This is a genomic window from Streptomyces sp. NPDC045026 (assembly GCF_056432625.1).
Window position 1 is genome coordinate 607787 of record NZ_JBWKIS010000002.1, and the last position, 18986, is coordinate 626772.

Sequence of the window (18986 nt, forward strand, 5' to 3'; positions counted from 1 at the left end):
GCCTCAGATCCCCAGCTGCTTCGCCTCGTGCAGCTTCCCGACCGCGTCCTTCTCGCCCTCCGTCTCCACCTGCGCCGCGTCCTGCCGGCCGAACGCGAACATCAGCAGCTCGGAGGGCTCACCGGTCACCGTCACCACGGGCGCGCCCTTGTGCGCCACCACCGTGCGGCCGTCCGGGCGGCGCAGGACCAGGCCGACCGGCGACTTGCGGCCGATCACACGGGCCATCCGCTCGAGGCGCGACCACAGCACGTCCGCGAAGACCGGGTCGAGCTCGCGCGGCGTCCAGTCCGGCTGCGCGCGGCGCACGTCCTCCGTGTGGACGTAGAACTCGACCGCGTTCGACGCCTCGTCGATCTGCTTGAGGGAGAACGGGGAGAAGCGCGGCGGGCCCGTCCTGATCAGCTGGATCAGCTCTTCGTAGGGCTTCTCGGCGAACTCGGCCTGCACCCGCTCCAGGCGCTGTGCCAGCTGCTTGATCAGGATCCCGCCCGCGGCGTCCGCGCGGCGCTCGCGCACCACCACATGGGCCGCGAGATCGCGGGTGTTCCAGCCTTCGCACAGGGTCGGGGCGTCAGGGCCCGACGCCTCCAACAGGTCGGCGAGAAGAAGTCGTTCACGCTTTGCATGGGTCGACATACGGTCAGCGTACGACCGCTCCGCCCACCCGTCACCCGACCACCACCCCTCAACGTGGCGCTCCGCGCCGCTGCTCTCAATCGCCCGTCACCCGACCACCACCCGTGGACGCCTGCCCGAAGAGGGGCCGGGGCGCGGCACAATGGTCCCCATGACCAGCACGCCCCCGCCCAGCAGCCTCGACCCCGCGATCGCCGCCCGCCTCAAGCGCAGCGCCGACGGCCTCGTCCCCGCGATCGCCCAGCAGTACGACACCGGAGAGGTGCTCATGCTCGGCTGGATGGACGACGAGGCGCTGCACCGGACCCTGACGACAGGCCGCTGCACCTACTGGTCCCGCAGCCGCCAGGAATACTGGGTCAAGGGCGACACCTCCGGCCACTTCCAGCACGTGAAGTCGGTCGCCCTCGACTGCGACGCGGACACCCTCCTGGTGAAGGTCGACCAGGTCGGCGCGGCCTGCCACACCGGCGACCGCACCTGCTTCGACGCGGGCGAGCTGACCGTGACGGGCACCGGCGCCTGAGACCGCCGCCGCGCCGCCCGTTCCACGGACCGGGCGGCGCACCGGAGCTGCCCGTACACGCCCTAAGCTCCTCCTATGGATCTCGAGACCTTCCGCAAGCTCGCGACCGACCGCCGAGTGATCCCCGTCAGCCGCAAGCTCCTCGCGGACGGTGACACCCCCGTCGGTCTGTACCGCAAGCTGGCCGGTGAACGCCCCGGCACGTTCCTCCTGGAGTCCGCGGAGAACGGCCGTTCGTGGTCTCGCTACTCCTTCGTCGGCGTCCGCTCGGCCGGCACCCTCACCACCCGCGACGGCCAGGCGCACTGGCTCGGCACCCCGCCCGTCGGCGTCCCCACGGACGGCGACCCGCTGGCCGCCCTGCGCGCCACCGTCGAGACCCTCCACACCCCGCACTACGAGGGCCTGCCACCGTTCACCGGCGGCATGGTCGGCTACCTCGGCTACGACATCGTGCGCCACCTGGAGAAGATCGGCCCCGGCGAGCGCGACGACCTGAAGCTCCCCGAGCTGACGATGCTGCTCACCAGCGACCTCGCCGTCCTCGACCACTGGGACGGCTCGGTCCTGCTGATCGCCAACGCGATCAACCACAACGACCTCGACACCGGAGTCGACGAGGCGTACGCGGACGCCGTGGCCCGGCTCGACGCGATGGAGGCCGACCTCTCCCGGCCCGTCGTCCAGGCCCCCGCCGCCCTCCCGCCCTCCGAACTCCCCGAGTTCACCGCTCTGTGGGGCGGCACGGACTACCAGGCGGCCGTCGAGGACATCAAGGAGCGCATCAGGGCGGGCGAGGCCTTCCAGGTCGTGCCCTCGCAGCGCTTCGAGACGCCGTGCACGGCCAGCGCACTCGACGTCTACCGGGTCCTGCGCGCCACCAACCCGTCGCCGTACATGTACCTCTTCCGCTTCGACGGGTTCGACGTGGTCGGCTCCTCTCCGGAGGCCCTCGTCAAGGTCGAGGACGGGCGCGCCATGGTGCACCCCATCGCCGGGACCAGGCCGCGCGGCGCCACCCCCCAGGAGGACCAGGCGCTCGCCGACGAGCTCATGGCCGACCCCAAGGAGCGCGCCGAGCACCTGATGCTCGTCGACCTCGGCCGCAACGACCTCGGCCGCGTCTGCGAACCGGGCTCCGTCGAGGTCGTCGACTTCATGTCCGTGGAGCGGTACTCGCACGTCATGCACATCGTGTCGACCGTCACGGGCCGGGTCGCCGCGGGCGCCACCGCCTTCGACGTCCTGACCGCCTGCTTCCCCGCGGGCACCCTCTCGGGCGCGCCCAAGCCGCGCGCGATGCAGATCATCGACGAGCTCGAACCCTCCCGGCGCGGTCTGTACGGCGGATGTGTCGGATATCTCGACTTCGCCGGGGACTCCGACACGGCCATCGCCATCCGCACCGCGCTCCTGCGTAACGGCACCGCATATGTGCAGGCCGGAGCGGGTGTCGTCGCCGACTCCGATCCCGTCGCCGAGGACACCGAATGCCGTAACAAGGCGGCGGCGGTGCTGCGCGCCGTGCACACGGCCAACCGGATGCACGGCGCCTGACGGCGTGGGGGATAGTGGGGAGGTGACTTCCGCAGTGCCATCCCCCCGAACCGAAGCCGGGACCGCCTCCCCGGAGACGGCTGCCGCGCGCAACGGCCGCCGCAGCCTCGCCGCCGCGCTCCTGTTCGGCGCCCTCGGCGCGGCGGTGGCCCTGCTCGCCTCGCGGCAGGAGTGGGCCTCCGGGTCCGCGACCGTGCCCGGCGGCAGCTTCCCGCTCGCCGCCAAGGGCAGCGACGTCACCGGAGTGCCCGCGGCCCTCGCCATAGTGGGGCTCGCGGCCCTCGTCGCCGTCTTCGCGGTCCGCCGCGCCGGGCGCGTACTCGTCGCCGCTCTCCTCGCCCTCAGCGGCGCGGGAGCCGTCGTCGCCGCCGTCCTCGGCGCGACCGACAGCGCGGCCCTCGACGAGAAGGCCGCCGAGGTCTCCGGCAACACCGCCGCCACCATCGGCTCGCTCGGCCACACGGTATGGCCGTACGTCGGTGCCGCTGGCGGCGCGCTCATCCTCCTGGCCGGTCTGCTCGCCCTGCGCTACGGCCGCTCCTGGCCGTCGATGGGCGGACGCTACGAGCGCGACGGCACCCCGCGGCCCCGCAAGGCGGCCCGCCCCGTAGACCCGGAGCGCCCCGAGGAGCTGTGGAAGGCCCTCGACCGGGGCGAGGACCCCACACACGAGGCATAGCGGGGCCCCGGACCCCGAGTGCCGCCCATGCCCGCGAGTGCGGGACAATGGGCAAGAGCGTCAGGCCCACACCCAGCGCGGTGCCACGCGCAGGGTACGAGGCCGCGCATCAGCCACGCATTGAGCAACGAGGAGCAACCATGGCGGACAGCAGCCACGGACACACCCCGGCCGCCTGGACCGGTGTCATCATCGCCTTCATCGGTTTCTGCGTCGCGGGCGCCTTCATGGTGATGGGCGACCCCATCGGCTTCTGGGCGGGCATGGCCCTGCTCGCCATCGCCGCCATCGTCGGTGGCGCCATGAGCGCCGCGGGTCTCGGCAAGCCGAAGCCGCAGTCGCTGCCGGCCGTCTCGCCCGAGGCCGTCGCCGCGGAGGCCTGAGCCTCACGCACGTCCTGAGAGGCGGTCCGGCACCTGGTGCCGGACCGCCTCTCACGCTTTCCACGCGCTGCGCGCCGACGGGCGGACCCGGCGGGCCCGTTGCACAATTCACGGGTGAACGCCGAAACGGACACCTCCGCGGCCGCCCTGACCAGCGGCGCCGGCGGTTCGCTGCGGCGCCTGGCCGTCCCCGCCGGTGTCCTCGCCGCGGTCGGCCTGGGCTTCGCGTACGTCGGGTCCGTCGACCCGAACGAACCCGGCCACTACCCCGCCTGCCCGCTGCTCCACTACACGGGGATCTACTGCCCCGGCTGCGGCGGCCTGCGCAGCGCCCACGCGCTCGTGCACGGCGACCTCACGGCAGCACTGGGGGCCAACGCCCTCGCCGTCGCGGGCTACGCCCTGTTCGCCGTCCTGTGGGTCGTGTGGGCCGTACGGGTGGTACGCGGACGGCCCGTGCGGATCGATCTCGGACGCCCCCACCTGTGGGCCCTGGGCGCCGTGGTCCTTGTCTTCACGGTTGTCCGGAACCTGCCCCTGGGTGGCTGGCTCCATCCTTGATCAACAGTATTTGTCCAGGTAGTGGGACCGGCGTCAACCGGATGCGGAGCCTTCGCCCTCCTCCGGATATCATCGCTGTGAACAGTGGATTGTCCTCAGGGCAATCAGCTTCCACCGCTCCACCGTCAGGAAGGGGGCCGCTCGCGTGAGTGTGCTCGACGAGATCATCGACGGAGTCCGTGCCGACCTCGCGGAGCGGCAGGCGCACGTCAGCCTCGACGAGCTCAAGGAGCGCGCGGCCAAGGCCCCCGCAGCCAAGGACGGTGTGGCCGCCCTGCGCGGTGACGGCGTCAAGGTGATCTGCGAGGTCAAGCGCTCCAGCCCGTCCAAGGGCGCGCTCGCCGCGATCGCCGACCCGGCCGGACTCGCCGCCGACTACGAGGCGGGCGGCGCCGCCGTCATCTCCGTACTGACCGAGCAGCGCCGCTTCGGCGGTTCGCTCGCCGACCTGGAGGCCGTGCGCGCCAAGGTCGACATCCCGATCCTGCGCAAGGACTTCATCGTCACCTCGTACCAGCTGTGGGAGGCCAGGGCGTACGGCGCCGACCTCGCCCTGCTGATCGTGGCCGCGCTGGAGCAGCCCGCCCTGGAGTCGCTCATCGAGCGCGCGGAGTCCATCGGGCTCACGCCGCTCGTCGAGGTGCACGACGAGGACGAGGTCGAGCGTGCCGTGGACGCGGGCGCCCGCATCATCGGCGTGAACGCGCGCAACCTCAAGACGCTCAAGGTCGACCGCGACACCTTCCAGCAGGTCGCCCCGGAGATCCCCGACCACATCGTCAAGATCGCCGAGTCGGGCGTGCGAGGCCCGCACGACCTCATCGCGTACGCCAACGCGGGCGCGGACGCCGTCCTCGTGGGCGAGTCCCTGGTGACCGGCCGCGACCCGCGCACCGCGGTCTCCGACCTGGTCGCCGCGGGCGCCCACCCGGCCCTGCGGCACGGCAGGAGCTGACCTTTCCGATGCCCATTGCCGCCCGCCTCGGACCCGGCTGCCGCCCTCGCGGCTGCCGGGCTCCGGCGCGTCGTGTGCACGGGCGCCGGGTGCGCTACGTCATCGGCGACGAGCCGGGTCAGGTCAACGGGATGCGATGGTGCTGCGCTCCATAAGGGGCGCGGGGATCGGCGCGGGCGGCCACAGGCAGCCCGCTGCCGCCAACTGATCCTGCCCCCACGGCGCGTAGTGTCCGAACCGCTCACACGACGAGGTTTCGCATGCCCAGTAACTTCTTCATTCCCGACCCGGAAGGCCAAGTCCCCACCAGCGAGGGGTACTTCGGCGCGTTCGGCGGCAAGTTCATCCCGGAGGCCCTCGTCGCGGCCGTGGACGAGGTCGCCGTCGAGTACGACAAGGCCAAGAACGACCCGGCCTTCGCCGCCGAGCTCGACGACCTGCTCGTCAACTACACGGGACGGCCCAGCTCCCTCACCGAGGTGCCCCGGTTCGCCGAGCACGCCGGTGGCGTCCGGATGTTCCTCAAGCGCGAGGACCTCAACCACACCGGCTCGCACAAGATCAACAACGTGCTCGGCCAGGCGCTCCTCACCAAGCGCATGGGCAAGACCCGCGTCATCGCCGAGACCGGCGCGGGCCAGCACGGCGTGGCCACCGCCACCGCCTGCGCGCTCTTCGGCCTCGACTGCACCATCTACATGGGCGAGATCGACACCGAGCGCCAGGCGCTCAACGTGGCGCGCATGCGGATGCTCGGCGCCGAGGTCGTCGCCGTGAAGTCCGGCAGCCGCACCCTCAAGGACGCCATCAACGAGGCGTTCCGTGACTGGGTCGCCAACGTCGACCGCACGCACTACCTCTTCGGGACCGTCGCGGGACCCCACCCCTTCCCGGCGATGGTCCGCGACTTCCACCGCGTCATCGGCGTCGAGGCCCGCCGCCAGATCCTGGAGCGCGCCGGACGCCTGCCCGACGCGGCCGTGGCCTGCGTCGGCGGCGGCTCGAACGCCATCGGCCTCTTCCACGCCTTCATTCCCGACGCCGGCGTGCGCCTCATCGGCTGCGAGCCGGCCGGACACGGCCTCGAGACCGGCGAGCACGCGGCGACGCTGACCGCGGGCGAGCCCGGCATCCTGCACGGTTCGCGGTCGTACGTCCTCCAGGACGACGAGGGCCAGATCACCGAGCCGTACTCGATCTCGGCGGGCCTCGACTACCCGGGCATCGGCCCCGAGCACGCCTTCCTCAAGGACAGCGGGCGCGGCGAGTACCGCGCGGTCACCGACGACGCCGCCATGCAGGCCCTGCGCCTGCTCTCGCGCACCGAGGGCATCATCCCGGCCATCGAGAGCGCCCACGCGCTCGCCGGAGCCATCGAGGTCGGCAAGGAGCTCGGCAAGGACGGGCTGATGATCGTCAACCTCTCCGGGCGCGGCGACAAGGACATGGACACGGCCGCCCGCTACTTCGGCCTGTACGACACCGACGCCGCCGTCGAGGCGGACGCGGCCGGGACCGGCGCGGAGATCGAGGGAGACGCCAAGTGAGCGGCAACATCGAGCTGTTGAACGACACCCTCGCCGCAGCGCGCGCCGAAGGCCGCTCCGCCCTCATCGCCTACCTCCCGGCCGGGTTCCCGACCGTGGACGGCGGCATCGAGGCGATCAAGGCCGTCTTCGACGGAGGCGCCGACATCGTGGAGGTCGGGCTGCCGCACAGCGACCCCGTCCTCGACGGGCCCGTCATCCAGACCGCGGACGACATCGCGCTGCGCGGCGGCGTCCGGATCGTCGACGTCATGCGCACGGTCCGCGAGGCCCACGCGGCGACCGGCAAGCCGGTCCTCGTCATGACGTACTGGAACCCCATCGACCGCTACGGCATCGAGCGGTTCACCGCCGAGCTCGCCGAGGCGGGCGGCGCGGGCTGCATCCTGCCCGACCTGCCCGTCCAGGAGTCGGCGACGTGGCGGGAGCACGCGGACAAGCACGGTCTCGCGACCGTCTTCGTCGTCGCCCCCAGCAGCAAGGACGAGCGCCTCGCGACGATCACCGCCGCGGGGTCCGGCTTCGTGTACGCCGCCTCCCTGATGGGCGTCACCGGCACCCGTGAGTCCGTCGGCAACCAGGCCCAGGACCTCGTGCGCCGCACCAAGGCCACCACGGACCTGCCGGTCTGCGTCGGCCTCGGCGTCTCGAACGCGAAGCAGGCGGCCGAGGTCGCCGGGTTCGCGGACGGGGTCATCGTCGGCTCGGCGTTCGTGAAGCTGATGCTCGACGCGGACGACGAGGCGGCCGGACTCGCCGCCGTGCGCGCGCTCGCGGCGGATCTCTCGGACGGGGTGCGCCCCAAGGCGTAACCCATCACGTCGTCATCACCCATCACGTCGTCATCCATGGCGCCGTAACCCGTATGGGTGGACCTGGGACCGGGGAGGCACGCTGGTGCCTCCCCGGTTCGTTTGGCGGGTGTGAGCGAGAAGAACCGTGAGGGAAAGCGCACCGCCCGTGACCGGCTGGCGGAGGAGCGCGAGAAGCAGAGATCCAAGGACAGGCGCCGCAGGGGCGTGATCGTGGGGGGCGCCGTCGTGGGCGTCCTCGCGCTGGCCGCCGTGATCGGTGTGATCGCGGCGAATACCGGTGACGACAAGAGCGACGCCGCGGGTCCCGTCGTCGCCCCACAGGGCGCGGTCGGCAAGGACAGCCTCGCGATCCCGGTCGGCAAGGACAGCGCGAAGTCGACGCTCACGGTGTGGGAGGACTTCCGCTGCCCCGCGTGCAAGTCCTTCGAGGACGCCTACCGCACGACGATCCACGAGCTGACCGACTCCGGGCAGCTCAAGGTCCAGTACCACCTGGCCACACTCATCGACAAGAACATGGGCGGCAGCGGCTCCCTGCGCGCGGCGAACGCTGCGGCGTGTGCCCAGGACGCCGGGAAGTTCCCGCCGTACCACGACGTCCTCTACGAGAACCAGCCGTCGGAGACCGACGACGCCTACGCGGACAACGGCAAGCTGATCGAGCTGGCCGGCAAGGTCGGCGGCCTGGTGACGCCGGACTTCAAGAAGTGTGTCGACGGCGGCAGCCACGACAGCTGGGTCAAGAAGTCGAACCAGGCGTTCCAGGACGGCGGCTTCCAGGGCACGCCGACAGTGCTCCTGAACGGGAAGAACGTGTTCGGTGACCAGGCCGACCCGCTGACGCCGGCGAAGCTGAAGCAGATGGTGCAGGCGGCCAACAAGGCCTGACGAAGACCCTGTGCGGGGCAGGAGGGGCGGGGGTCTCGTTATGGACCCGTAGCCGGGCTGGTTGCCGCCGCCACGGTCCGGCACGGTAGCGTCGACTTTGCCATGACTCTTGCCTTCATCCCCAGCCCGTCACACGGAGTGGTCTATCTAGGACCCATTCCGCTGCGCGGCTACGCGTTCTGCATCATCATCGGCGTCTTCGTGGCCGTCTGGCTCGGCAACAAGCGCTGGATCGCCCGCGGTGGGCGATCCGGCACCGTTGCCGACATCGCGGTCTGGGCCGTGCCGTTCGGCCTCGTCGGCGGCCGGCTCTACCACGTGATCACGGACTACGAGCTGTACTTCAGCGAGGGCCGCGACTGGGTGGACGCCTTCAAGATCTGGGAGGGCGGCCTCGGGATCTGGGGGGCCATCGCGCTCGGCGCGGTGGGCGCGTGGATCGGGTGCCGCAGGCGCGGCATCCCGCTCCCGGCCTACGCCGACGCCATCGCACCCGGCATCGCCATCGCACAGGCCGTCGGCCGCTGGGGCAACTGGTTCAACCAGGAGCTGTACGGCAGGCCCACCGACCTGCCGTGGGCCCTGAAGATCACGTCGTCCGCGGACGGCCGCGTCCCGGGCACGTACCATCCGACCTTCCTGTACGAGTCCCTGTGGTGCATCGGGGTCGCACTGCTCGTGATCTGGGCGGACCGCCGCTTCAAGCTCGGCCACGGGCGGGCGTTCGCGCTCTACGTCGCCGCGTACTGCGTGGGCCGCTTCTGGATCGAGTACATGCGCGTCGACGACGCGCACCACATCCTCGGCCTGCGGCTCAACGACTGGACCGCGATGGGTGTCTTCCTGCTCGCGGTGATCTACATCGTGATCTCGACGAAGATCCGCCCGGGACGCGAAGCGATCGTGGAGCCGGACGTCGGCGACGATGCAAAGGACACCGCCAAGGACACCGCCAAGGGCGACGACGCCGATGCCGCCGATGCCAAGGACAAGGCTGCGGACGAGGTCGCTGCCGAGGCCGAGTCCAACGAGACGGCCGAGGCGGATTCCGGGTCCGCGGATGAGGCCGAGGCCGGGGCAGAGGACACGTCCGACAAGGACGAGGCCAACGGCGAGTCCGGAGCGGCGAAGGCCGGGAAGAGCTAGCTGAGCCTCACCACACCTACGCCGACGGGGGCGCCGGATCGCATCGATCCGGCGCCCCCGTCGCGCTGTCCCGGTCAGCCCCCGCGACGGCGCGACGCCAGCGCGAGGACCCGGCGCGCGTCGGAGACGATCGCCGCGTCGACGAAGCGGCCGTCGGGCAGGGCCAGCGCCCCCGCCTCCGTGGCGGCGGCGCCGACGACCTCCGTCGCCGCTTCGACCTCGGCCGCCGTCGGCAGGAACGCCGCCTCGATGACGGGGAGCTGGCGGGGGTGGATCGCCATGCGGCCGAAGAAGCCGAGCGCCCGGCCCTGTGCGCAGGAACGGGCCAGGCCCACCGTGTCGCGGACGTCCGGGTAGACGGACTGCGGCGGCGGGGGCAGCGCCGCGGCGCGCGCGGCGACCACCGCCCGCCCCCGTGGCCACGCCAGACCTTCGCCGCTCGCCACACCGAGTTCCGCCCGCAGATCCGACTCGCCCAGTGCGATGCCGCGTACACCGGGATGCCGGGCGATGTCGTACGCCTGCTCGACGCCGAGCGCCGACTCCAGGAGGGCGTACAGGGGCGGGACCTCGACCGACCAGTCCGATACGCGGTCCAGACAGGCGGGGCCCTGGACCTTGGGCAGGCGCAGGGCGCCGAGGCCCGGGAGCGGGGTGAGCCGTCTGACCTCGGACTCGGCGCGCGGGGAGTTCAGCGCGTTGACCCTCACGTGCACCGGCACCGGGTGCTTGTCGGCGAGGAACTCGGCGGTCGCGTCGAGGGCGTACGCCTTGCGGTCAGGGGCGACCGCGTCCTCCAGGTCGATCAGGACGACGTCCGTGCCCGAGTCGAGTGCCTTCGCCACGACCTCCGGCCGGTCTCCCGGGGCGTAGAGCCAGGTCAGGAATGTCTCGTAGGACTGGGCGGTCACAGCGCGCCCGCCTCGCGCAGGGTGGTGATCTCCGAAGGGGAAAGACCGAGGTCCGTGAGGATCTCGTCGGTGTCGGCGCCGTGCGGGCGGCCGGCCCACCTGATCGCGCCGGGGGTCTCGGAGAGGCGGAACAGCACGTTCTGCATCCTGACCGTGCCCAGGTCGGGGTCGGGTACCTCGGTGATCGAGTCGAGCGCCCGGTACTGCTCGTCCTCCATCACGTCGCGGATGTCGAAGACGGGGGCGATCGCGGCCTCCGCCTTCTCGAACGCCGCGAGGACGTCGTCCCGCGAGTGCCGGGCGATCCAGGAGCCGACCGCCGCGTCGAGTTCGTCGGCGTGGCCCGCGCGCCCCGAACCCGTCGCGAACCACTGCTCGTCGATCAGCTCGGGGCGGCCGACCAGGCGCATCACGCGCTCGGCGATCGACTGGGCGGACGTGGAGACCGCCACCCACTTGTCGTCGCTCGTGCGGTAGGTGTTGCGCGGCGCGTTGTTCGTGGAGCGGTTCCCCATTCGCGGCTGTACGTAGCCGAGCTGGTCGTACCAGATGGGCTGCGGGCCGAGGACCGTCAGCATCGGCTCGATGATCGCCATGTCGACGACCTGGCCCCGGCCCGTCCGCTCGCGGCCCTGGAGCGCGGCCATCACCGCGTACGACGTGGAGAGGGCGGCGATCGAGTCCGCGAGGCCGAACGGCGGGAGCGTCGGGGGGCCTTCCGGCTCTCCCGTGAGCGCCGCGAAGCCGCTCATCGCCTCGGCGAGCGTGCCGAATCCGGGGCGCCGTGAGTACGGTCCGAACTGGCCGAAGGCGGTGACGCGGGTGAGGACCAGGCGCGGGTTGGCGGCGCTCAGCTCCTCCCAGCCGAGGTTCCACTTCTCCAGGGTTCCGGGACGGAAGTTCTCGATCAGGACGTCGGCGTCCGCGACCAGTTTGAGGAGGATCTCGCGCCCGCCTCGCGTGGAGAGGTCGAGGGTGATGTTCCGCTTGTTGCGGCCGAGGAGCTTCCACCACAGGCCGATGCCGTCCTTCGACGGGCCGTGGCCACGGGACGGGTCCGGTTTACGGGGGTGCTCCACCTTGATCACGTCGGCGCCGAAGTCGCCCAGCAGGGTGGCGGCCAGCGGACCGGCGAAGAGGGTCGCGAGGTCGAGGACGCGTAGGCCTTGCAGGGGGGCGGGGTGTTGGGGGGTGGGCGTGGAGGTGGTGGGTTGCTGGTCGTGATCGGAATTCATGTGCGGGCCTCCAGAGTGAGCCTGGCCAGTTCGTCGAAGCCGATCCCGTCGAAGTCGGCGACCGAGGTCGACAGACGGTTCTTGAGCGGGGCGGTCCAGCGGTCGTCGATCGCGTCGGGGGAGCCGGCGAGGAGTCCGGCGATCGAACCGGCCGTCGCGCCGTTGGAGTCGGTGTCCCAACCACCCGACACCGCACGGCAGATGGACCCCGTGAAGTCGCCGTCGGCGTGGGTGAGCGCGGCGGCGAGCAGCGCCGCGTTGGGCAGGACGTGCACCCAGTGGTGGTCGTGGGCGTAACGGGCGTGGAGCGCGTCGACGACTGATGCGAAGCCCGCCGGGGTGCCGGTGGGTTCGGCGCGGGCCGTCTCGATGCCGAAGCGGATCGCTCGGGCGTAGCGGGAGTCGGGTGGGATCACGGAGAGGGCGGCGTCGAGGGTGGCTCGGATGGTGAGGGCCGAGCCGGAAGGTGCTGACGCGTGGGCGATGGCCGCCGCTACGAACATCTCGCCGTAGACGCCGTTCGCCGTGTGCGTCAACGTCGCGTCCCTGTGCGCCAGTTCGGCTGCCCCGGCGGGGTCACCCGGGTTCGTCCAGCCGAAGATGTCCGCCCTGATCTGGGCGCCGATCCACTCCCGGAACGGGTTGTGGTGCACGGCCGCTTCCGGGGGCTCGATGCCGTCGAGGAGATTGCGGTACGCGACGCGCTCCGCGGTGAACGTGCGGCCCGCCGGCAACTCGTCCAGCCAGAGCTTCGCCACGTCCGCGGTGGTGAACCCGGTGCCGTGGCGCTGGAGCAGGAGCAGGCCGAGGAGCGGGTAGTTGAGGTCGTCGTCCTCGGGCATCCCGTCGATGTTCTCGGCCAGGGAGGTGGGGCGGGAGCGGCGGTTCCAGGGGTAGCGCTCCGCCACGTCAGGCGGCAGGTTCCGGTGCGTGAACCAGGTGTTCAGGGGCCAGTTGGACGTGGACTTCGCGATGGCCCGGATGCCGCGCAGGGGAAGTTTCTCGACGGGTTTGCCCAGGAGGCAGCCGGCCGCTCTGCCCAGCCAGGACGCGTGCAGGGTTTTGGTGGCGGGGGTTTCTGGGGGCGCTGCCCCCAGGCCCCCGCGTCCTTTGTCCTCGAGCGCCGGACGGGCTGGGTGGGGGGCCGAGGGCGCCGGCCAGCTTGTAGCGAGTTGTTTGATCTCGCTCAGGGAGGTTGGCTCAAGTGCCCTCAGTGGGCTTGGTGTTGAGGCCAGTTCGTCGAGGAGCTGCTGTGCCAGTGCTCGTAGCTTCGGGTCCTGGAGTGGTGGTGACGCTCCCGCGCGCTCGGGGGGCGGGTGGCCGCCCGCCTCGCGCCAGCGGCGCTCCACCCCGCTCGTGTCCCGGCCCTCCTGTGCCGCCTGGCGCAGCTCGTGGCCGAGCAGGTCCTCGGGCTGGACCCAGGTGAGGCGCAGCATCACGACCCCGCCGTCGCGGTGAGTTCCGCGAACGCCGCCTCGTGGGACCGGCGGCGGGTCATGTCCTTGGCGAAGACCTCACGCGTGACCCGGGCCAGGGAGGCCGCCGGTGTGTGCAGGTCGAGCCTGCTCGCGCGGGCGACCTCGCCGCTCCACTCCCGCGGCACCGCCGACTCCCCGTACAACGCGCCCACGATCGCACCGCTCATCGTCGCGATCGAGTCGCAGTCCCGGCCGTAGTTGACCGAGCCGAGGACCGTGTGCCGGAAGTCGCCCCTGCCGACCAGGAGCATCCCGAGCGCGACCGGAAGCTCCTCGATGGCGTGCAGCCTGGACGGGCGGCGCGCCCCGAGCGACGGCTTGCGGTACTCCGGGCCGACCGTGTCGAAGGGGGTGATCGCCTCGCGCAGCGGCCCCAGCGCGTCCTCGAAGTCCGTGTGGTCGCGCGCCACTTCGCACACCGCTTCGATCGCCGACCTCGTGCCGTCCTTCGCGAGAGCCAGCGCCTCCTCGACCACCGATTCCGGCGTCGCGTCCGGCCTGAACGCCGCGGCGACCGCCGCCGCGAACACGCCCGCCGCCTCCCTGCCGTACGACGACTGGTGCGCGCCCGCGACGTCCAGCGCCTCCTCGTACGCCTTGCCCGGGTTGCCCGCGTTCACTGCTCCGACCGGAGCCATGTACATCGCCGCGCCGCAGTTCACGATGTTGCCCACGCCCGCCTCGCGCGGGTCCACATGGCCGTAGTGGATGCGCGCCACGATCCACTTCTCCGCCAGGAAGATCCGTTGCAGCGGGAGCGCCTCCGCCTCCAGCTCCGGGATCCAGCGGGTGTTGGTGATCAGGTCGGGGACGAGGTGGTCCGCGACCGCGTACGCGTCCAGGTGGTCCCGTACGTTCTCGTAGACCCTGATCAGCGCGTGCGTCATCAAGGTGTCGTCGGTGACGTGCCCGTCGCCCTTGTGGTATGGGGCGATCGGGCGCGCCGTGCGCCAGTCGTCCTTGTGGAACGGCTCCACGATGCCGCGGACCCGGCCGCCGTGGCGCTCCGCGATCGCCTCCGGCGTCCAGCCCTCCACCGGGCCGCCCAGCGCGTCGCCCACCGCCGCGCCCAGCAGGGCTCCGGTGGTGCGGTCCTCCAGGGAGCGGGGGGTGGTCGAGCCTTGGGTGTGGTTCGGGGTGGGTGCGGGGGTGGCCGTTGTGGAGGTGGTCATCAGGGGCCTTTCGGTGTGGTCGCGGTAGACCTGGTCAGGTCTGCTGCGATGTCTACGAGGTCCGTTCCGGCCAGGCGCGGAAGTGCGCAGCCCGCGAGCATGCGGCAGGCGTCCCGCCAGCTCGCCGGGAGCGTGTCGGCTCCGCCGATCGCGCCCGTCAGCGCGCCTGCCAGTGCCGGCGCCGAGTCCGCCACGCGCGACAGGCACGCCGCCGTGGGCACCGCCTCCGTCACGTCGCCCCCGGCCGCGGTCGCCACGGCCAGGGCCACCGGCACGGTTTCCGCTGCCGCGATGCCGTAGCTGTAGACGTGGTCGACGATCTCGTGTTCCAGGACCGGGACCAGCGCGAACGCGTTTCCCGGCAGGCCTGGGCGGGCCGCGGACGCCCTTCGGGCCAGGTCCACCGCGTGCAGCGCGTTGCGGCGGATCTCGGTTCCTTCGGGGAGCTGGGCCAGCGCGGCGTCCACACAGGCGTCCACGGGGGCGGCGCCCAGCGCTGCCGCCACGGCCGCCGCCATGGCTCTGGCGCCGTGGACCCCGTCGCCGTCCTGGGTGTAGCGGGCGTCGAACTCCGCCAGTTCCGCGGCGAGTTCGGGGTCGCCCGGGTGGACCACGGCCAGCACCGACGCCCGTACGCAGGCCGCGTCGTCGAAGTAGTGCGGGTTGTCGTGGCCGGTCGCCGGAGGGCTCAGGCCCGCCGCCAGGTTGCCCAGGCCCGCCCTTACGGAGATGCGCGCGCGCATCGGCATGCGCGCCGACTCGATCTCGTCGGCGCGGGCCGTTGCCTCCGCGACCTCGGCGGCGAGGGTGTTCCAGGCGAGGTCGAGTGCCGTGCGTACGTGCTCGTCCAGGGGGAGGTCCGTGCGCCGGGCCCTCGCCTGGATGGCGTCCAGGACGGAAGCCGCCGTGAACGCCGCCCATTCCGCGTCGTCCGACGGGCCCAGGCGCAGGGGTTCCGGGGGCTGGTTGAGCGCGATCGGTACGGGGAGCGTCGTCGTCGCGTTCTGCTCCGCGAACGTGTCCAGCTCTCGGGTGAGGCGGCGGGTCCAGTCGGGGAGGCGGGCCGCTCGGTGTCTGCCTGAGGGCCAGCCTGCGGCGTCGCCTGCGGCGATGCCGAGCAGCAGGCCCTCGATGCGGCGGGGGGTGGTGGGGGTTTGGGGGGCGCGGTGGGTTGGCTGGGTGGTGACCGTGGGGGGTGTCATGGTGTGCGGGCCTCCCTGGGGGGCCGTGCTCTTACGGGTGCGGGTTTGTTCTGGGTTCGCTCGCGCTGGTGGGGGTGCGGGACCGGGGTCCTCAGCCCGTGTACGGGTGTGAGTGCGGGTGGGTGGTCATGTCGTTGCCGCCTCCGGGGGTGGCAGGGGAGGTGTGGGGGTCAAGGTGTTTGCGATGTCCAGGATGTGACGTCCCGTCATGGACGGGAGGCAGCTGCCGCGGACCGGGCCGATGGCCGTCGCCCAGTCGGCGGGGATGGCGCGCTCGCCGCGCAGCGCGCCGGCCAGGGCGCCCGCCACCGCGGCCGTCGTGTCCGCGTCGCGGCCCATGTTCACCGCCATCAGGACCGACTCCCTGAACTCGCCCCGGGCCGCGGCGAACGCGCCGAAGGCCAGGCCCACGGCCTCCGGGGCGAGGTCCGGCCAGGGGTAGCCGCCGATCACCACGGCCCGGCGTACCTCTCGTTCCATGGAGAGCTGCGTGCCGTCGGGGTCGCGGCGGGCGCTGCGGGCCGCCGCCACCGCGCGGTGCAGCGAGCGTGCTGTCCAGGAGTCCTCGGGGACCGCGGACAGTGCCGCCTGGACGACCGTGTCCGGGTTGTGGCTCACCATCGCCACCGCGACCCCGGCCGCCACCGCCCGGCCTCCGAGGATGCCCTCGCCGTCGTGCGACACCGTGCCGTCCACCGCTACGAGACGTGCCGCCTCCGCCGGGCGGCCCGCCGCGTAGACCCCGAACGGGGCCGCCCGCATGGCGAGTCCGTCGCTCCACGCGTGGCGGTGCTGTGCCGAGATGGGTGCCGCGAGGCCCCGGCGGAGGTTTTCCAGGGTGCCTCTCTCGCTGAAGCCCGCACCCCGGAACGGGCCCTCGTCGCGGTCGGCGATCCAGGTGTGCCAGGCCGCCTCGACATGTCCCACGGTGAGCGCCGAACCGTGCTCCGCCAGCAGGAGGCCGGAGAAGATCGCGTACTCGGTGTCGTCCGTGCCCGCCGGGTCCGGTGAGACGAACCCCTCGATACGGCCCCATCGTTCGCGGATCTGCGACGGCTTCATGTTCTCGGCCGGCGCGCCGAGGGCGTCACCCACCGCGAGGCCGAGGAGGGCTCCCCGGGCGCGGTCCCGCAGGGAGATCGCGGCCGGCGGCCGGCGGTGCGGGACCGAGCCGAGCCTTCGGGGGCCTTCCGCTCCTGCCGACGCGTCGGGGTCGAGGCTGACACTCATGTGGACCTCGTGTTCTGGGTCGCTGCTGTGGATGCGCGGACCACCAGGCGGGGTGGGGCCGTGGCCGTGGTGCCTCGGGGGGTCGGGGCCGTGCCGTCCAGGCGTTCCACCAGGAGTTCGGCCGCGCGTCGCCCGCGCTCTGTCGAGCCCAGGTCGACGCTGGTCAGCGGGGGCCAGACGGACTGGGCGAGCACGCTGTCGTCCATCCCCGCGACCGCTACGTCCTGCGGTATGCGCAGGCCCCGCGAGTGCAGTGCACGGGCCGCGCCCAGAGCCAGCTGGTCGTTCGCGCAGAAGACGGCGTCGGGGCGCCGGCCGAGCAGTTCCGCGGCGGCCTCGGCGCCCGCTTCGATGCCGAAGCCCGTTTCGACGACCAGCGCGTCGTCGTATACGAGTCCGCATTCGGCGAGAGCCGCCCGGTAGCCCTCCTCGCGGTTGCGGCCGGGGACCGTGTCGGAGGGGCCGTTGATGAACGCGATGCGGCGGCAGCCTGTGTCGTGCAGATGGCGTACGGCGAGGGCCGCGCCCGTCACCGAGTCGGCGCGGACGCTGTCCACGGGCACCCCGGACGGCAGGGATCCCATGACGACGACGGGTCCCGCCGCGCAGCTCAGCGCCTCGATGTGGTCGTCCGTGATGCGGATGGGGCAGATGATCAGGCCGTCACTGGTGCGGTCGCCGAGACTGCGCAGCACGGCGAGTTCGTCGTCGACGACCGCGTCCGTGGAGTGCAGGAGCAGGCGGTAGCCGTGGTTCTTGGTGACGCCCTGGACGGCGCGGACCATCGCCACGTAGGCCGGGTTGCCGATGTCGGGCAGCGCGAAGGTGAGCTGCCGGGTCCTGCCGTCCTTGAGAGAGCGGGCCACGGCGTTGGGTACGTAGCCGAGCTCTGACGCGGCGCGCTCCACGCGCTCGACTGTCTCCCGCCGTGCGCCCAGGCCGTTGAGGACGCGGGAGACCGAGGCGATGGAGACCCCGGCCCGACGCGCGATCGACACGATCGTCGGCTGGCCGCTGCCCGGCACTGGAGACATGGGCTCGCTCCTCACCGCTGTTGGAAACGTTTACAGGTGTTGCGGCGATGTTTCCCCCGTCCGTCAACGCTCCGATCATGTGATCCATCTCTCGGGTGACGGCGTGGGCCGTTCGAGCGGGTGGGCAAAGCGGTCGAAAGCCCTGGTAAGTACGGCCTTCCTTGCTGGCGGGGGCCCGAATCCGTGCGTACTTTCGAGCGTGTTGAGGGGGGAGTCCGGGCCCGCGGGAACGCCGCGCGGCATCGGCTCCGTACGAGAGGAGCACTGGGCGCCATGGCCATCATCGAGACCGAAGCGACGCTGCACGACGCGCACCGCGACAACCACACGCACCGTGATGTCAACGGCGGCTGGCTGCGCCCCGCCGTGTTCGGTGCGATGGACGGACTCGTCTCGAACCTGGCCCTGATGACCGGTGTCGCGGGCGGCGCCGTGTCGCAGCAGACGATCATCATCACCGGGCTCTCCGGCCTTGCCGCCGGCGCCTTCTCGATGGCCGCCGGCGAGTACACCTCCGTCGCCTCCCAGCGTGAGCTGGTCGAGGCCGAACTCGACGTCGAGCGGCGGGAGTTGAGGAAGCACCCCGCGGACGAGGAGCGAGAGCTCGCCAACCTCTACATGTCGCGCGGCGTGGAGCCCGACCTCGCCCGCGAGGTCGCGCGCCAGCTCTCGCAGGACCCCGAGCAGGCCCTCGAGATCCACGCGCGCGAGGAGCTGGGCATCGACCCGGGCGACCTGCCGTCGCCGACGGTCGCCGCCGTCTCCTCATTCGGGTCCTTCGCGCTCGGCGCCCTGCTTCCGCTGCTGCCCTATCTGCTGGGTGCGAGTGCCCTGTGGCCGGCGGTCCTGCTCGCGCTCGTCGGTCTCTTCGCCTGCGGGGCGATCGTGGCCAAGGTGACGGCGCGGTCCTGGTGGTTCAGCGGGGTACGCCAGCTGGCTCTCGGTGGCGCCGCGGCGGGTGTGACGTATCTCCTGGGCAGCCTGTTCGGTACGGCCGTAGGATGACGCACCGGTGATGGCTATACAGG

Annotated in this window: 20 protein-coding genes; 12 read left to right on the forward strand and 8 right to left on the reverse strand. The window is 72.0% G+C overall.

Annotated elements, in window-relative coordinates:
• Nucleotides 1-3: 3 nt before the first annotated feature.
• Nucleotides 4-639 (reverse strand): TIGR03085 family metal-binding protein, encoded by a 636-nt coding sequence (locus AC07EJ_RS06580; protein WP_389475061.1) that lies wholly within the window; start codon nt 637-639, stop codon nt 4-6.
• 151 nt (nt 640-790) lie between these two features.
• On the opposite strand from AC07EJ_RS06580, the gene hisI reads away from it, so the two are divergent.
• From hisI to lgt, 11 genes are all read left to right on the forward strand, one after another.
• Nucleotides 791-1165 carry a phosphoribosyl-AMP cyclohydrolase gene (gene hisI, locus AC07EJ_RS06585; RefSeq protein WP_389475063.1) on the forward strand — a complete coding sequence of 125 codons (375 nt, stop codon included), beginning with the start codon at nt 791-793 and terminating at the stop codon, nt 1163-1165.
• Nucleotides 1166-1240: 75 nt separating this feature from the next.
• Nucleotides 1241-2722, forward strand: a complete 1482-nt coding sequence (locus tag AC07EJ_RS06590) for an anthranilate synthase component I (RefSeq protein ID WP_389475065.1) — start codon at nt 1241-1243, stop codon at nt 2720-2722.
• Nucleotides 2723-2744: 22 nt separating this feature from the next.
• Nucleotides 2745-3401: a TIGR02234 family membrane protein gene (locus tag AC07EJ_RS06595; RefSeq protein WP_478883877.1), complete on the forward strand. Its 657-nt coding sequence runs from the start codon at nt 2745-2747 to the stop codon at nt 3399-3401.
• Nucleotides 3402-3541: 140 nt separating this feature from the next.
• Complete coding sequence (locus AC07EJ_RS06600; protein ID WP_389475069.1) at nt 3542-3784, forward strand: HGxxPAAW family protein; 243 nt, start codon at nt 3542-3544, stop codon at nt 3782-3784.
• Between the two features lie 114 nt (nt 3785-3898).
• Nucleotides 3899-4345: a DUF2752 domain-containing protein gene (locus tag AC07EJ_RS06605; RefSeq protein WP_389475071.1), complete on the forward strand. Its 447-nt coding sequence runs from the start codon at nt 3899-3901 to the stop codon at nt 4343-4345.
• Nucleotides 4346-4490: 145 nt separating this feature from the next.
• Nucleotides 4491-5300, forward strand: coding sequence for an indole-3-glycerol phosphate synthase TrpC (gene trpC, locus AC07EJ_RS06610; RefSeq protein WP_376258609.1), 810 nt, complete (start codon nt 4491-4493; stop codon nt 5298-5300).
• Nucleotides 5301-5308: 8 nt separating this feature from the next.
• Nucleotides 5309-5455: a tryptophan biosynthesis modulator TrpM gene (trpM, locus tag AC07EJ_RS06615; RefSeq protein ID WP_389475073.1), complete on the forward strand. Its 147-nt coding sequence runs from the start codon at nt 5309-5311 to the stop codon at nt 5453-5455.
• Nucleotides 5456-5560: 105 nt separating this feature from the next.
• Nucleotides 5561-6847: a tryptophan synthase subunit beta gene (gene trpB, locus AC07EJ_RS06620; protein ID WP_389475075.1), complete on the forward strand. Its 1287-nt coding sequence runs from the start codon at nt 5561-5563 to the stop codon at nt 6845-6847.
• Nucleotides 6844-7659, forward strand: coding sequence for a tryptophan synthase subunit alpha (trpA, locus tag AC07EJ_RS06625; RefSeq protein WP_393582336.1), 816 nt, complete (start codon nt 6844-6846; stop codon nt 7657-7659). Before trpB ends, trpA begins: the two co-directional genes overlap by 4 nt.
• A 111-nt stretch (nt 7660-7770) precedes the next feature.
• Entirely contained in the window at nt 7771-8550 is a 780-nt protein-coding gene (locus tag AC07EJ_RS06630; protein WP_478883878.1) for a DsbA family protein, read from the forward strand.
• Nucleotides 8551-8652: 102 nt separating this feature from the next.
• Nucleotides 8653-9696: a prolipoprotein diacylglyceryl transferase gene (lgt, locus tag AC07EJ_RS06635; protein WP_389475081.1), complete on the forward strand. Its 1044-nt coding sequence runs from the start codon at nt 8653-8655 to the stop codon at nt 9694-9696.
• A 74-nt stretch (nt 9697-9770) separates the two neighbouring features.
• Here lgt and AC07EJ_RS06640 read toward each other — a convergent pair whose 3' ends face one another.
• The 7 genes from AC07EJ_RS06640 to AC07EJ_RS06670 form a co-directional block, all read right to left on the reverse strand.
• Nucleotides 9771-10607 (reverse strand): HpcH/HpaI aldolase/citrate lyase family protein, encoded by an 837-nt coding sequence (locus tag AC07EJ_RS06640; RefSeq protein ID WP_393582334.1) that lies wholly within the window; start codon nt 10605-10607, stop codon nt 9771-9773.
• Nucleotides 10604-11842, reverse strand: a complete 1239-nt coding sequence (locus AC07EJ_RS06645; protein WP_389475085.1) for a CaiB/BaiF CoA transferase family protein — start codon at nt 11840-11842, stop codon at nt 10604-10606. The genes AC07EJ_RS06640 and AC07EJ_RS06645 overlap by 4 nt, the downstream gene beginning before the upstream one ends.
• Entirely contained in the window at nt 11839-13278 is a 1440-nt protein-coding gene (locus AC07EJ_RS06650) for an ADP-ribosylglycohydrolase family protein (protein ID WP_478883879.1), read from the reverse strand. Before AC07EJ_RS06650 ends, AC07EJ_RS06645 begins: the two co-directional genes overlap by 4 nt.
• A complete protein-coding gene (locus tag AC07EJ_RS06655) occupies nt 13278-14492 on the reverse strand; it encodes an ADP-ribosylglycohydrolase family protein (RefSeq protein ID WP_478883880.1) in 1215 nt (404 codons plus the stop codon). The genes AC07EJ_RS06650 and AC07EJ_RS06655 overlap by 1 nt, the downstream gene beginning before the upstream one ends.
• A complete protein-coding gene (locus tag AC07EJ_RS06660) occupies nt 14492-15694 on the reverse strand; it encodes an ADP-ribosylglycohydrolase family protein (RefSeq protein ID WP_389475091.1) in 1203 nt (400 codons plus the stop codon). Before AC07EJ_RS06660 ends, AC07EJ_RS06655 begins: the two co-directional genes overlap by 1 nt.
• 126 nt (nt 15695-15820) lie before the next feature.
• Nucleotides 15821-16924: an ADP-ribosylglycohydrolase family protein gene (locus AC07EJ_RS06665; protein WP_389475093.1), complete on the reverse strand. Its 1104-nt coding sequence runs from the start codon at nt 16922-16924 to the stop codon at nt 15821-15823.
• Complete coding sequence (locus AC07EJ_RS06670; protein WP_389475095.1) at nt 16921-17958, reverse strand: LacI family DNA-binding transcriptional regulator; 1038 nt, start codon at nt 17956-17958, stop codon at nt 16921-16923. Before AC07EJ_RS06670 ends, AC07EJ_RS06665 begins: the two co-directional genes overlap by 4 nt.
• Nucleotides 17959-18231: 273 nt before the next feature.
• Here AC07EJ_RS06670 and AC07EJ_RS06675 point away from each other — a divergent pair, with 273 nt between their 5' ends.
• Nucleotides 18232-18963: a VIT1/CCC1 transporter family protein gene (locus AC07EJ_RS06675; protein ID WP_362905481.1), complete on the forward strand. Its 732-nt coding sequence runs from the start codon at nt 18232-18234 to the stop codon at nt 18961-18963.
• Nucleotides 18964-18986 lie beyond the last annotated feature (23 nt).